Raw genomic sequence first — 15,869 nt, forward strand, 5'->3', positions numbered from 1 at the left:
TTATCCTCCGATCATATGCATACTGATTTTTCTGAGATTCTTTTGAGCATGTGCTGTATGTGTTTTATGAGTTGGGACTTGTACGGATAGATTTTCCAATGCGTTTAAATGTTGAATTTCGGCATAGCCGGACTTTTTATGCCAGATATAGTCTTTTAACTGATTCAATAGATCCATTTGGATGGCAGTTTTTTGACATTCAGATTGATCATCAGCCCTCATTAATCGTCCAATATGTTCTTTAATGTTGAGCCCCCTGGTGGCAAACAAACAATTAAACAACTCGCCTTGTGCATTAAGTCTTAAACGATCACACGCCCCACAAAATGAATGACTGATGGTTGAAATAATACCAATGCGTTGACCATTGACTAAATATTGCCGTGCAGGATGAGCCCCCTGATCAGCGACAACATCAACCTGATAATGCTGCTGTAGTTGCTGAAGAATATCGGCTTCAGTGACGACATCTGCTTGTTGCCAATGCTGATCGCCATCTAAGGGCATAAACTCAATGAAACGCAGTTCAACTTGTTGTTGGCGTGCCCATTGCACCAAAGGCAGAATCTGATTTTCATTTTTGCCTTTTAGCAAGACGGTATTGATCTTGATGGGGAAGCCAGCTTTTTTAGCCGCGTCAATACCGTCCAATACAGATGGTAATGATTTTTGGGTGAGTTGCTGAAATTGCTCAGGCACTAAACTGTCTAAACTGATATTTAAGTCATCCAAACCCGCTTGTTTTAATTCAAATGCATAATCTGCCAAATAATGTGCGTTGGTGGTCATGGAAATACGTTTCAGTCCTTTTGAACGTAAAGCCTGTAACTGCGCAATAAAATGCACCACGCCTTGGCGCATGAGCGGCTCTCCCCCCGTAATACGGATATCTTGAATGCCCTGTTGCACCATCAAATCACAAAATACATAGAGCTGTTCAAAACTGAGTAAATCTTGCTTGTTCATCCAGGTGGGATGCTCAGGCATACAGTACACACATTTAAAATTACAACGATCGGTCACGGAAATGCGTAATTTACGCTTCTGCCGTCCATACTGATCTTGAAATACACTGTGCTGTTTAAATGCGTTGATACTGTTCATTGACACGTCCCATGGCGCTTTTTGCACTGAATGAATTCAAATCAAAAAATACGCCCTATTTTCATACCCTATGAATTGCAATATCTGTTCCAACTTTGTGCTTAAGTGTTGTCGTTAACAAAACAATAAAATGACTGATCCATATTTAGATGACCTATTTTCTAGATTGCTTCTATTAGGCTGAATAAGCTGTTTTATTCTCTATATCAATCGCAAAATCAGGATTTAAAAATATTTATATAAAGCTGAGCTGACGATGTTGTTGTAACTCATCAAAAGAATTAATACTGTGAAAAAAAAGGGCGTTATTTTTAAACTTGGCAATTTGCATATTCATTGCGGCAAAACAGACTTTTAAACTGCGCTGTTGTTGTGCTAAATGCTTCTCTAATGTCGCAAGACTGGAGCGCTTTAGTAAGCAAAATGGAAATAGGGCTTTGCCATTCATTTCAACCACGGCGACTTCAGCCTGCGGATGGCTCTGCAACACTTGATGCAGTCGCGATATGACTTTTTGAGGGATATAGGTCACATCACAGGGTACAAACAGCACATAGTCCGACTGCACATGCGACCAAGCGCTTTTCATGCCCATCAAGGGCCCATAAAAACCCGCTTCATCATCTGGAAAAAATTGAATCGATGGAATGATCCGTTGATACATCGAATGATCACGGTGGCTATTGACCCACACCTTAGCCACATGAGATTTCAGTAGTTGGTGGATTTTGATCAGTTGAATTTCATCATCAAATTTTTGTAAGAGTTTATTGATGCCATTCATACGTCGTGCTTGACCACCCGCCAAAATGACCAAGTCAGTCGTTGGATATGTCGCATCTTTATCATTGTTATTCATTGCATATTCTCCATTTGACAGGCTTTAATTAAGCCCCTGATCTCAGGTAAACACGACCCACAATTCCCTCCAGCTTTTAGGCAAGTCGTGACTTGTTTTTCATGCGTGATGTTTTGCGTTTTTATGGTCTCCATAATTTTATATTTGCCCACTTTAAAGCAGCTACACACCAGTGGTCCGTCATTGTTCCCCATTGAGATGGCTTGACCCGCCAACAAGGCTTTGCGATGCATGGCACTGAGGCGTTCACGTTTAAATAAGCTCGCCACCCAATCCCGATCGGGCAATAAAGCTTTTGGGGCAATGTATAAACTTGCAATTAGCACACCATGTTGCAAAATCACGGTGTGTGAAATCTGTGAAGATGCATCTTCTAGATTGAGCCATTCAAAGCTTTCATCCTCAAAGGGCAATAGCGTTTTAATCTGCTGGGTGCTGTGGCTAAACTTTTGACGATCTGCCAGTTCATAGCGAATCGCTTTCTCCGTCATGACTTTGATCCACCACATGCTATTTTTAATCTTTTGCGCTACAACAGTGTCAAAGCCTTGACGAACATATAGCACACCTTGCCATTGCACATAAAACGGTTGAATCATCACAGGCGTGTGTTTAAATTCAGGCTCGCCTGAAATTGGATCAACCACCGGATTGACCACTTTGCCAATTCGGGCATCTGAGGCCACTTGATCATTCCAATGAATCGGTGCAAATATTTGCCCACGGCGAATGTTATCCATAACTTGTGCACGCAACACACATAAGCCCCATTTGGAACGCACTTCGACTAGCTCTGCATCTCGAATGCCATATTTCAGTGCATCTTGGGGATGAAGCTCACAATACGGTTCAGCACGATGTGTAGCCAAATTGGCAGACAATCCTGTACGGGTCATGGTATGCCACTGATCACGTATCCGCCCCGTGTTTAAAATCAAAGGATGCTCGTTATCCACTTGATGTACAGGATCAATGGCGGTGGTAGCAATCAATCTGGCTTTGCCATTGGGGTGGCTAAATTCGCCTTGAGAAAATAAGCGGGCTACATCACTTTCTTTCTGACCTTTCAGCCACACCGGCCATTGGATGGGGGTTAAGGCATCATATTCTGACTTAGACAGTCCTGTTAAACCGTTTAAATTAAAATAGCGAAAATGTTGCGCCTGATCTCGATCGGAAAGAGAGGTATTTCCATAAGCAGACAACTGGGCATGCTCAATAAAAATCTCATGACTATTTTGATAGTCAAAGCCTGCGAAACCGAGTCGTTGTGCCACTTGTGAAATCGCCCACCAATCGGCTTTAGCTTGCCCCGGTGCCTGCAAAAATGCCCTTTGACGTGAAATTCGGCGTTCCGAATTGGTCACTGTTCCATCTTTTTCACCCCAACCGAGCGCGGGAAGCAGAACATCGGCATATTGCGTCGTGTCCGTATCCAGACAAATGTCTGAGACGACCACCAATTCGCATTTGTCTAATGCACGTTTGACTTGATCCGCATCAGGGAGACTAACAACAGGATTGGTCGCCATAATCCAAATGGCTTTAATTTTGCCACTTTCCACCGCATGAAACAGATCGACTGCTTTTAACCCAACAGTCTCTGCCATAGAGGGACTTTGCCAAAAGGATTGCACCAATTCACGATGTTTAGGATTGTCTAACTCCATATGACTCGCCAACATATTGGCGAGTCCTCCGACTTCACGCCCGCCCATGGCATTGGGTTGGCCTGTCATTGAAAATGGTGCAGCGCCCAATTTGCCAATCTTCCCAGTCAGCAAATGGCAATTGATAATACTGTTGGCTTTATCGACCCCGCGAGATGATTGATTGACGCCCATTGAAAATAAAGTCATCACTTTTTCAGTACAGGCAAACTGTGTATAAAATTGTTGTAATTTTTCTAAAGCAATTCCCGTTCGAAGGGACACTGCTTCGATGGACGCTTCAGATTGACTGCTTGCTAACGCCGCTTCTAAACCTTGTGTATGTTGCTCAATAAAGTCTTGATCGATATAACCATGTTGCATCAGGTACTGTAACAAGCCATTGAACAATGCCACATCTTGACCCGGTAAAATGGGAAGATGTAAATCTGCGGTTTCACAGGTACTGGTAAATCGAGGATCAATCACCACCACAAACAGATCACGTTGTTCTTTGGCTTTCATAATCCTTTGATACAATACCGGATGACACCATGCCGTATTGGAACCGACTAAAACCACCATGTCGGTATGTTCAAAATCTTCATAACTTGCAGGAACGAGATCTTCCCCAAATGCGCGTTTATGCGCTGCCACGGCGGAAGACATACATAAACGTGAATTGGTATCAATATTGGCGGTACCTAAATAGCCTTTAACGAATTTATTTGCTACATAATAGTCTTCGGTCAGCAGTTGACCCGAGACATAAAAAGCGATGCTGTCACGCCCATATTGATCAATACACTGTTGCAACTTATTGGCAATGCTGTCGAGCGCATCCTCCCAATTACTGCTTATACGCTGTCCTTGACGACCGAGCATCGGTGCTAAGACACGACTTTGCAAGCCGAGGGTATCAGCAAGATTACTACCCTTGATACAGAGCTTTCCATAGTTGGCGGGATGCTCAATATCGCCTTTCACTGAAACATGTTTTCCTGAAGCTGTAGTGATCACTTGTGCCGTGACCCCACAGCCCACCCCACAATACGGGCACGTGGTTGGTGTGGTTTTCACTTGAGTTGCAGTGGAGCTTTGCAGTTCCACAATCGGGATACTTTTCATTGTCTGCTGAGCTCCTGTTTTGACTAAGATGATGATTTCTTCTATTTTTCAAGCCCAATCAAAAATTCTAAATTTGAGTAAAACTTTCAATACTTAGCTAGCAGGGATGTTTTCATTTAAATCCTGCTGAAGCCTTTTTTAAAAGAAGAATCTTTGCATGAATCAATTAACGCATTCGGAAGAGATTTTTTCATTAACCCGCTTTCTTTAATGCAAAATCTTTACCAAACAGCAGTTTGTTTCGAATAGAAGAGATGGGGGTCTGATCGGCAATCAACTCTGCATACCAAGCACCATCTTCGGTATCGCCAAACAAAACCGCACCCACGACTCTATCCTGTTGAATAATGATTCGCTTATAAATCTGACGTTTTTCATCATTTAAAAGAATGTCTTCAAACGGCATGTCATTGGTATCCGTATTGATCTCTATGCTGCCTGCTGAAAATACATCACAGCCACTGACTTTTAATTGGGTCGGCACTGTCGGGGCTTTGAAGGTCAAACTGCCATGTTCAGCCAAATGCGATGCACAAATAAAGGCTTGTCCCCATAAAGGCTCAACCAAACCAAACGTTTGTCCCCGATGTTCAATACATTCACCTACAGCATAAATACTCGGGTCATAGGTTTGCATGGTGTCATTCACCAATATTCCTCGATGACAGCGTAGCCCAGCGCTTTGTGCGAGGGTAATATTCGGACGAATACCGACCGCAAAGACCACCAAATCTGCCTTTAAAACCCGACCATCGGTTAAACAAATTTGACGCACCTGTCCCGATTCACCGATTAAACATTTTGTATTGGCTTCGGTGATAATCTGAATGCCTTTGGTCTCAATTGAATGTCGCAACATCTGACTGGCTTTCGCATCTAACTGTCGTTCCATAATACGGTCCGTCAGATGCAGCACCGTGACGTTCATGCCACGCTGTTTAAGTCCATAGGCAGCCTCTAGTCCAAGTAAGCCCCCACCAATCACCACAGCATGTTGGTGTGATACCGCATATTCCAACATGCGGTTAACATCATTGATATCACGGAAGCTCATCGCCCCGTTTAAATCTGCACCTGGAATCGGAGGTACAAAAGGTTTAGACCCTGTCGCTAGAATTAAGCGGTCATATTCCACCACAGCGCCTTGTTCGGTGTAGATCTGTTTTCGTGGGCGGTCAATACGTACCGCAGGATCACCTGCAATCAAACGGATGCCTTTGTCAGCGTACCAATCATGTGGGTGCAGCATAATGTCCTGTATGCTTTTTTCACCCGATAACACAGGCGACAACATAATGCGGTTGTAATTGCCCCATGGCTCTTCACCAATCACCGTAATCTCATAACGATCCGGTGCCATATCCAACAAATCTTCGAGGCAACGCATTCCTGCTAAACCATTGCCGATCAAGACCAATTTCATTTTTTCCGGACTGCTTGCGTTATTGGTGATATAGGTTTTTTGAGGTGTAGGACTGACAAAAATTTTTCCCTGTTCAATTTTACTTGGAAAGACCAATAGCTTTTGGTCTTTATCTTCTAAACAACGCCCTGTAGCCAGACTAAAATTTTGTTTATACATCGGCGATGCCACCACACGTTCACCTTGTACATCTCCCACAATACCGCGGGACATCACATAAGCTTGGCTAAAGGGATCTTGGTTACTTAAAGCGTAAACCCGTTGTTCCTGACCCACCCGAAAAATCGCAATGTGTTGATCTTCAATCCATGCACCCACACCTGTATTGGGTGTAATGTCATCTAAATTGCATATTTCGACCCAATCCAATTCATTCATGTCTTTTAAAATTGTCATTTCTGTTCTCCTTGAAAGCTTCGATTAGGCTTCTACCACCGGTATACGATTGGCATTTCGTTCTGCTTCATTTTTAGGACGAATTTGTCCACGAACAGCGGTAAACTGAATATGTGGGTCCTGTTGTTGTTCCGCTTTGGCATTGATAAATGTCTTAAAGCGTTTACGCACTTCAGGGTCTTCAATGGCGGTACGCCATTCATCTTGATACGTGCCGACCACATGTTGCATACGGTGTTCCAATTCCTGTGCAATTCCGAGTGAATCATGCACAATCACATCTTTGAGATAATCGAGTCCACCTTCCATGTTGTCACGCCATACCGAGGTTCGTTGTAAACGATCAGCCGTTTGGATATAGAACATAAAGAAACGGTCGATATATTTGACCAGCGTTTGTGTATCGAGGTCTGATGCCAACAATTCTGCGTGGCGTGGTTTCATGCCTCCATTGCCGCAGACATAGAGGTTCCAGCCTTTTTCAGTGGCAATCACTCCGACATCTTTACTTTGAGCTTCTGCACATTCACGAGTACAGCCCGATACTGCCATTTTGAGTTTATGCGGTGAACGTAAGCCCTTGTAGCGATTCTCTAAATAAATGGCTAAACCGACTGAATCATCTACGCCATAACGACACCAGGTACTGCCGACACAAGATTTCACCGTGCGTAGAGACTTACCATAGGCATGTCCCGACTCGAAACCTGCATCGATCAGCTTTTGCCAAATTTCAGGCAGTTGATGCACTTGTGCACCAAACATATCGACACGTTGTCCACCAGTGAGTTTGGTATAAAGTCCATACGCTTTGGCGATTTGACCGATGGCGATCAGTCCATCTGGCGTGACTTCACCGCCTGCCATACGCGGCACAACCGAGTACGATCCATCTTTTTGAATATTTCCAAGGTAATAGTCATTACTGTCTTGTAGTCCTGCATGGCTCGGTTTAAGCACAAAATCATTCCAACAAGATGCCAAAATATTGGCAATCGTCGGCTTACAGATATCACAGCCGAGTCCATGACCATGTTGTTCGATCAAGTCATCAAAGGTTTTAATTTTATGGACACGAACCAAGTGATACAGCTCTTGACGTGAGTAAGCAAAGTGCTCGCAGAGATGGTTATTTACAGTGACCCCTTGGCGTTGTAATTCAGCTTTGAGTACTTGGGTGACGAGTGGTGCACAACCCCCACATGCAGTGGCTGCTTTGGTACATTTTTTTATTGCTCCCAATGAGGTTGAGCCTTCTGCAATCGCGGAGCAAATATCGGCTTTAGACACGTTGTTACATGAACAGATCGTGGCGCTCTCTGGTAACAAATCCACACCACTGCCCCCGGCTTGGGCATGGGCTTGCTCAAAGCCCGGCATGATTAAACTTTCTGGGTTCTCAGGCAGCGCCAAGCCATTCAACATCATTTGCAACAGATCATTGTATTCCTTGGCACACCCGACCAATACTGCACCGAGTAGCTTAGTTTTTTCTTGATCCACCACAATTTTTTTATAAACTTGTGCGGCTTCATCGGCATAAAAATAGCTCAGCGCATTCGGCGTCATGGCATGTGCATCTCCAACTGATGCCACATCCACACCCATCAGTTTCAGCTTGGTGCTCATATCGGCACCGCTAAATTCATTACATGCTTGCTCCATGACATGTTTCGCTGCAATACGTGCCATATCGTAACCTGGTGCCACTAAACCGAAAATTTTATTATCCCAAAGCGCACATTCACCAATCGCATAAATATCAGCATTCGACGTTTGGCAATAATCATTGATGACAATGCCACCCCTCTCACCGATGGCTAATCCACTTTGACGTGCTAATTCATCACGGGGGCGAATCCCTGCACTGAATAAGATAATGTCGGTTTCAAGTTCAGATCCATCAGCAAACTTCATTGCGTGTTTAGCGGATACACCATCTTCGATAGATGCAGTGGCTTTTTGGGTATGGACATGCACGCCTAGATTTTCGATTTTGGTACGTAACACTTTACCGCCCAAATCATCAATTTGTACTGCCATTAACCGGGGGGCAAACTCCACCACATGGGTTTCAAGATTTAAATCACGCAGTGCTTTGGCTGCTTCAAGCCCCAATAAGCCTCCGCCAATCACCACGCCTGTTTTCGCATTTAGACTGGCTTGTTTCAGTGCATCTAAATGATCAATGGTGCGGTAAACAAAACAATTTTCACGGTCATTGCCCGGAATTGGGGGAACAAAGGCATACGAACCTGTGGCTAAAATCAGTTTGTCATAGTGCAGTACATCACCCTGATCAGTGGTTACGGTTTTATTGATTTGATTAATGTGCGTTGCTTTGGTTTTTAAACGTAGATCAATACCATACGCATCGGCAAAGTCTGTACGGCACAAGGTTAAATCTTTAACAGACTTGCCATTAAAGTATTCAGTTAAATGTACACGGTCATAGGCTAAACGTGGTTCTTCTGCCAATATGGTGATCTCAACCTCATCACCAGCATGTTCCAATACTGCTTCGATAAATTTGTGACCCACCATACCGTGGCCAATCATCACAATTTTCATGGTCTTGCTCCCATCTTTTTTATTTCTGCATTTATTTGTTCAATTGATGTGTTTAAGTGTCTTTGACACGACTTAATGTTGTGCTTCAGCCATGTTGCGTTCATTCACCGCCTGTTCGAACAAGCGTTGTTCTTTTTCTTTATGTTCAACTGAAAAGCGGATCATGAGGACACAACTTGCCGCGATCACCACCAGACCACCCAAGACCATGAGTGTGGTTTGAATATCGAGCATACCTTTGAGTAAAAAACCTGCTGCGACAGCACCGAGATTGCCACCTGCACCAATGATGCCTGCGACACCCCCTAAGGCATCACGGTCGATAAATGGCACTAGCGCATAGGTGGCACCACATGCCATATGGGTGAATAAGGCAAATACGGTCATGACTAAAATCGCAAGCATCGGTGTATTCATTTGTGAAAATAAAATCAGAAACAAGCCTTCGAGCAAAATCATACTAAACAGCACTTTGGTACGACCATCCAGTCCTTTTTTAGTCGCCACTTTGTCAGAAATAATCCCACCCAAAGCACGCGCAAACAATGCAAGAAGACCAAAGATTCCTGCTGCCATCCCGGCTTCTTTTAAACCAAATTTGAAATTGTCGACGTAGTACATCGCGACAATGTTATGAATAAAGATCTCAATCCCAAAACACGCCGCATAAGCACCAAATAAAATCCAAACACGGTAGTTTTTTGCAGCATGCATCAAGATCGCCATACCACCTTTTTTATCTGAACCGACTTGAATCCCTTGGGCACGGAGTTCTTTAAAGTTACCTTGTGGGCAGTCTTGGGTGCATTTCCAATACAACAGCCCCACGATGACCATCATCACACCCGGCACAATCAACGCAATACGCCAACCCATGGCTTGCTCGACACCAAACATCACAATCGCAGAAAGCAGCAATGGCATTAAAGCTTGTGTCGCACCTCCGCCTGCATTGCCCCAACCGGCAGTGGTGGCATTGGCTGTGCCCACTACATTCGGTGCAAACATAATGCTGGTGTGGTATTGGGTAATCACGAAACTGGCACCGATCGCACCAATCAATAAGCGGAAAAACAGAAAGGATTCATAACTGTTGGCAGAAGCCACACCAAACACCGGAATACTGCCGATAATCAGTAACGCGGTATAGGTTTTGCGTGGTCCATATTTGTCGCATAAAGGACCAACAGCCAAACGAACCAAAATGGTAATCGCCACGGCGGCAATATTAATATTGGCAATTTGATCTTTGGTCAGATGAAATTCACCTGCAATCACTGGCATTAAGGGAGCACAAGCAAACCAAGCAAAGAAACACACGAAGAATGCCAGCCAACTTAAATGAAAGGCACGCATTGCGCCTGTAGAGAAGCTAAATAGATTAATTTTTGTTGCTTTTCGAGCATCTCGCTGTATAGACATAACCACGACTCCAGAACTGAACATCTCTATATGGCTGATCTGCACAGCTTAGTGTGTTAGATCAGTCACGATCAGAACGGACGTCGTTGGCCGTTGTAGTAAATTTGATTAAGTCGTCTTTGACTTGTTTAGAATAAAGCAGAATACGTGCCAACTTTTAATGACTCTTTATTAGTCATGTATTTTTAAAGACTTAGCCAAATGAGGAACGATCTTGAAATTTTGAGTTTTGAAAATTCAAAATTTATTCAGGTCCTCATTAAAGTCTCAAGCATGTCATTTTTTTGAATGTGTCTATAAACAGCGCAATGTGCATCAGCATGGTGCAGCTTTGCTTTCAATAGCACATAGAATGCGGTGAATATCCTTTTTTAACATCAATATTAATTCTATTCTGTGAATGCTTTGGCACTTATTTTGCTTACTGTCTACCGTTCACCATCAGGCAACCCTGAGCTGAGTTATGCCAAACCTAAAAATTGCCCTGATTGATGATGATATTGAACGGGCTTCTTTTATCCAAACCTCACTTATCGAACATCAGTTCGAGGTGGTTGCTTGCGTGATGATTGATCATTTAAATCGCACAGATCTACAGCAACTTCAAGCCGATGTGATTCTGCTGGATATGGATCATCCACAGCGTGACGTGATTGAGAGTTGCGTCAGTCAATTTGACCTACCGACGGTTTTATTCACGAAAAACAGCCACAAAGAGACCATTAAACATGCCATTGATGCCGGCGTAACGGCCTATATTGTCGATGGGATTGACCCGACGAAATTAAATAGCATTCTCGAGATCGCCATTGAACAATTTAAAAAACATCGTAAATTGGTCTCGGACTTAGAAGAAACCAAATGCAAATTGGCTGATCGTAAAGACATTGAAAAAGCCAAAGTCCTGCTGATGCAAATGCACCAAATACAAGAACAACAAGCCTTTAGTCTGTTACGTAAAAGTGCCATGAGTCAGCGCATGACCATGGGTGAGATGGCACGTCGTTTGCTCGATGCACAGTCATTGTTGAATGCTCAATTTAAGGAATAATCCATGCCTCAACTTGAAAAAACTGAAATTCAACTGGGATATATTCCACTATTAGACAGTGTTGCGCTGCTCTGGGCGCATCATCAACATTATTTTCAAGATGAAGGCTTAAATGTCACTTTGGTGAAAGAAGCCTCTTGGGCCAGTCTAAGAGATCGTTTGGCTTATGGCATATTGGATGCTGCCCATTGTTTATCCGCCATGTTGCCTGCCGCCGCCTTAGGTGAAGATCAAATTAGCATTCCATTACAAACCGGTTTGATCCTCAGTACCAATCGTGCCTATGTCAGTCTGAGTCAAAAGCACTGCTATGAATGGCATATCTCTGAACAAGATCGCCCCGAAATCTCAGCCTCTAAACTGATGCAAGCCATTCAATCCGGTCAACGTGTCGCATTGGCACATGTGTTTAAGCACTCGATTCATCATTATAGCTTAAGACAATGGTTGGCTTTGGCGAATGAAAGTTTTGCCAAAAATCTACAGCTTTTGACCCTGCCGCCACCGTATATGGTCGAGGCCATTGCAGCAAAAACGATTGATGGTTTTTGTGTGGGTGAGCCGTGGAATATCCAAGCTGAAGTTGAAGGTCATAGCCAAATCATTTTGCAAAGTCAGCAGATCATTCCCAATATTGCAGACAAAGTGCTCGCCACAACCCAAGAATGGGCACAATTACATCCGCATACCTTAACTGCCCTACAAAATGCCATACAACGCGCTCAACACGATTTAGCCACATTGCAGCATCTAGATGAAGTCTGGGCACTTTTAAAAGGCTTAAACATTATTCGCTTTCCATGTTCAGCAAGCATTCATGTGCAGGCATATCATAAAATTCAGCAGATTATTCGTTGTTTTGGCACGCAACACATCCCCCAAGTCGAACATTTTGAATGGATCCTGCAACAAATGAATCACTGGGATGACTTAAATTTAGATGCTGAAAAAATCAAAGCGATCGCTCAATCTTGTATAATATAATTTTACTTAAAACTTAGACTTTAAATCGATTAATTGGTCAGCATCTGCCCTGTAATATGGCAAAAAAAGCAGTCCATTTGAAAATTAATAAAAAATAATTTCGATCATTTTGTTCAATATTATTTTACTATGCAATAGTCACAGATATCCTGAACAAATATAAACAAGTATTTTAAATACATGTTTAATAAATAATTTATTAAATAACAGAGTGAGCTAAATTGATTTCATTGTGCTGTGCTTCTGAATTAGAGCATTGAAACCCATTGCTTATTGATGGGTTTTTATACAGACATAGATTTTGGTCTTTTCGAATAATTGAATCTAAGTCTTATTAGGCATACAATTCAAACTATCTATATGGAGATCACGTCTTGTTGATCTCCTTTTTTTTAAGATTCATTAGGCTTGAAAATGAAAAACGTTAAATTGATTCAGCTATGTTTAATGACTAGCTTGGGTTTAGCCGTAAACAGCTATGCTGCTGAAAAAGACTCTTCGACAACAGCACCAAGTTCACAAGAATTTTTAGTGGGTACTTGGACAGGTGGCGTACCTGATGGCTTAGGCGCACTCAAACCTGTATTAAACAGCCAAGGGATTTACCGTGTCCGTTTAAATGCTGACGGAACCATGCTTCCAATCAATCAGATTAAACTTGCAAATCCGTCTTGGTTGGCTTTTTCGAAGAACAAACAATTCATTTATGCCACCAATGAAGACAATGGTGACAAAGAAGGTCAAGTTTCAGCATTAAAATTCACCAAATCAGGTGATTTACAACTGTTGAATAAAGTGAAAAGTCATGGTCAACAACCGACCCATGCTGAGGTTTCACCTGACAACAAATTCTTGTTGATCTCAAACTACTCTTCTCGTCCAAATCATGCCGGCGTGACTGTTTTCCCAATTAAGAAAGACGGTAGCTTAGGTAAATTGGCTCAAAAAGTCGCGTTTATCAAAGGGAGTCAAGCACTTCCAGATCGTCAAGCCGATGGTCATGCACACTCTACAACATTTAGCCCAGATGGTACTGTGGCATATGTTGCAGATTTAGGCAGTGATTTAATCAAAGCGTATCACTATGATGCTGATGCGAAACAACCTTTAAAACCAGCACCTGAGCTTGACCTTCAATTCCCTGAAGGCAGCGGTCCACGTCATTTGATTTTTAGTAAAAATGGCAACTACTTGTATGCAACCACTGAAATGGATGCACAAGTTATTGTATTCAAAAAAGAATACAATGCCTATAAAATGATTCAAACTCAGAATTTGACTGAAGAAGTAGATGCTGAATCTAAAGGTGGTGCAGGTTTAATCTTCTCCCCTGACCAAAAATTCCTTTATGTTGGTAACCGTAAAAAAGTCAATGAAATCGTGGCTTACTCAGTTGACAGTAAAACCGGTAAATTAACCCTGATCGATCGTTACCCAAGTGGTGGTATTGAGCCACGTGCTTTTGACATTGATGAAACCGGTGAATACTTAGTGGTTGCGAATGTATTTAGTAATACTGTAAGTCAATTCAAACGTGACTTAAAAACCGGTAAATTAAAACCAACCCAAATTGCGTTACAAATTGGTTTACCGACGGATGTAAAATTCATCCCAACCAATCGTTAATCTTTTTTATTCTGAGGTCGAGAGAGATTCATTTTCTCGACTCAGATAAATTGAGATCAGATCAAAAAGACCAACACGTGTTGGTCTTTTTTATTGGCTGGCTTTCACCTAGGTGATTATTTACAAAAACATTAGACCATGAGGCTCAAAGCAGAGCTTTAGAAATCATAAATCGCGGTGAAATTGACACGATTGTCTTCACCGGTGCGGTTATCAAATGTTTTACGCTCACCATACATATATTCCACGCCTAGATTGAGTGGTTTGTAAGGGTTGTAGAACATATTGATCCATCCTTCAGCCAATTGTTTGTTTTGTGCTGCATCTGCATAGACCAATTTTGAGAAATCATTGTCGTCATCGGCACGCATATAACCAAAACCTAAAGTCCCACGAATTTTAGGGGTGAATTGCTGAGTCACACCAATGGCGATAGTATCCAGTTCATTCGGCTTCATATCACCATTTAAGGTCAGTGCATACGCAGAGTTGGTCCACAGCACATTTTTGGTGTCGCCTTTAATGTGGTTATAGTCCAAACGCAGCAGTGTTTTAGGCAAAATTTGTAGCTTGCCGCCTGCACCAATCCCCCACGCTAAAAATTCATCGCCTTTGCCATAAGAGGTTGCTTTTTGGGTCAGGAAAGCACGACCTGAAACCGCTGAACCATTGTCAAAGCGATAATTGACGCGACCTGTCAGTGATGGCAGTTTTAATTTTGCATAAGGATCGGTTTTTACCGTTTCATTCCCTGTAGTGGTAATGGTCTCGGCTTTCGGGTCTTCAATACTGACTGCAAGGTTTAGATTTTTATCCACGGGATAGCTGTATTTAATCTGGGGTACACGGGTCAGTGAGCCACCGACAGACAATGACGCATCGACTGTTTCAGGATAGTTTTCAATCGCATTAAAGTTCGACCAAGTTTGACCAATGAGCCATTGATCCAGTGTAATAAAGGCATGACGAATACGGAAAGTGTCTCGCCCTGTCCCGCCGAAAAAGTCCATCTCGACTTTACCGCCCAAATCATGCTCACCCATGATCGGGGTTTTAAAATTAAAGCCCAAGCGAGTGGCATTTAAAGTACTTTGGAAACGGTCAGAGTTTTTCTTTACATCTGCACTTCCCTCTAAAGGCAGTGCGCTGATTTTGTTGTAAATGGTATCTGCACCTTTGGACTGGTAACTGGCATCAGCACGAATATTCCCATAGATTTCAAGCTCAGCACCATTCTTGGTACTGAATTTATTCCATTCTTTTTTCGTACCCACTGGTGGAGGTGGCGGCGGTGGTGTTTGCGCTACAGCATGTAAATCTTGCTGAATTGAAGCATTGGTATTTTGTTGTTTCTTCATCAGCTCTTGTAATTCTTGCACTTGCTTTTGCAGGCTTGCGACCTGTTGCTCTAAAGTCATTTGTGCATAGCTAGATGAAGCCACCATCAGTATTGAGATACTGAGTACGCTTTTGGCAATGAAACTGACATTTTTTTTCATTTTTAAAGTCCTTTTTTTGAATTTCTTTTACAAGAAAATTCACTTTTGATGATTGGGTCTTCAATGACCGTGTTGCTTGATTCTGTTTTTTTACACGTTTTACTTGAAAATGTGCGGTATAACAAATAAAAAAAAAGATGAAGTCTGACTAAAGACT

The 15,869-nt window shown here is 42.6% G+C and carries 10 protein-coding genes; 3 read left to right on the forward strand and 7 right to left on the reverse strand.

Annotated elements, in window-relative coordinates; genetic code table 11:
- The 6 genes from moaA to G8D99_RS08330 all read right to left on the reverse strand — a co-directional run bounded on the left by moaA (position 1) and on the right by G8D99_RS08330 (position 10,552).
- Entirely contained in the window at positions 1 to 1,104 is a 1,104-nt protein-coding gene (gene moaA, locus G8D99_RS08305) for a GTP 3',8-cyclase MoaA (protein ID WP_166324356.1), read from the reverse strand.
- A gap of 235 nt (positions 1,105 to 1,339) precedes the next feature.
- Entirely contained in the window at positions 1,340 to 1,963 is a 624-nt protein-coding gene (gene mobA / locus G8D99_RS08310) for a molybdenum cofactor guanylyltransferase (RefSeq protein ID WP_166324359.1), read from the reverse strand.
- Positions 1,960 to 4,740, reverse strand: a complete 2,781-nt coding sequence (locus G8D99_RS08315; protein ID WP_166324362.1) for a nitrate reductase — start codon at positions 4,738 to 4,740, stop codon at positions 1,960 to 1,962. The genes mobA and G8D99_RS08315 overlap by 4 nt, the downstream gene beginning before the upstream one ends.
- A 193-nt stretch (positions 4,741 to 4,933) precedes the next feature.
- Positions 4,934 to 6,559, reverse strand: coding sequence for a nitrite reductase small subunit NirD (gene nirD, locus G8D99_RS08320; RefSeq protein WP_166324365.1), 1,626 nt, complete (start codon positions 6,557 to 6,559; stop codon positions 4,934 to 4,936).
- A gap of 24 nt (positions 6,560 to 6,583) precedes the next feature.
- On the reverse strand, positions 6,584 to 9,130 hold the full coding sequence (gene nirB, locus G8D99_RS08325) for a nitrite reductase large subunit NirB (protein ID WP_166324368.1): 2,547 nt from the start codon (positions 9,128 to 9,130) through the stop codon (positions 6,584 to 6,586).
- Between the two features lie 72 nt (positions 9,131 to 9,202).
- On the reverse strand, positions 9,203 to 10,552 hold the full coding sequence (locus G8D99_RS08330) for an MFS transporter (protein ID WP_166324371.1): 1,350 nt from the start codon (positions 10,550 to 10,552) through the stop codon (positions 9,203 to 9,205).
- Positions 10,553 to 11,015: 463 nt separating this feature from the next.
- Between G8D99_RS08330 and G8D99_RS08335 the strand changes: the two genes are divergently transcribed.
- From G8D99_RS08335 to G8D99_RS08345, 3 genes are all read left to right on the forward strand, one after another.
- Positions 11,016 to 11,603 carry an ANTAR domain-containing response regulator gene (locus G8D99_RS08335; RefSeq protein ID WP_166324374.1) on the forward strand — a complete coding sequence of 196 codons (588 nt, stop codon included), beginning with the start codon at positions 11,016 to 11,018 and terminating at the stop codon, positions 11,601 to 11,603.
- Between the two features lie 3 nt (positions 11,604 to 11,606).
- The gene (locus tag G8D99_RS08340) at positions 11,607 to 12,587 is read left to right on the forward strand and encodes an ABC transporter substrate-binding protein (RefSeq protein WP_166324377.1); all 981 of its coding nucleotides are present in this window, start codon (positions 11,607 to 11,609) and stop codon (positions 12,585 to 12,587) included.
- A 414-nt stretch (positions 12,588 to 13,001) separates the two neighbouring features.
- On the forward strand, positions 13,002 to 14,213 hold the full coding sequence (locus tag G8D99_RS08345; protein WP_166324380.1) for a lactonase family protein: 1,212 nt from the start codon (positions 13,002 to 13,004) through the stop codon (positions 14,211 to 14,213).
- A 158-nt stretch (positions 14,214 to 14,371) separates the two neighbouring features.
- Here G8D99_RS08345 and G8D99_RS08350 read toward each other — a convergent pair whose 3' ends face one another.
- Positions 14,372 to 15,712, reverse strand: a complete 1,341-nt coding sequence (locus G8D99_RS08350; protein ID WP_166324383.1) for a DcaP family trimeric outer membrane transporter — start codon at positions 15,710 to 15,712, stop codon at positions 14,372 to 14,374.
- Between the last annotated feature and the right edge of the window lie 157 nt (positions 15,713 to 15,869).

Source organism: Acinetobacter lanii, from assembly GCF_011578285.1.
GTDB lineage: Bacteria > Pseudomonadota > Gammaproteobacteria > Pseudomonadales > Moraxellaceae > Acinetobacter > Acinetobacter lanii.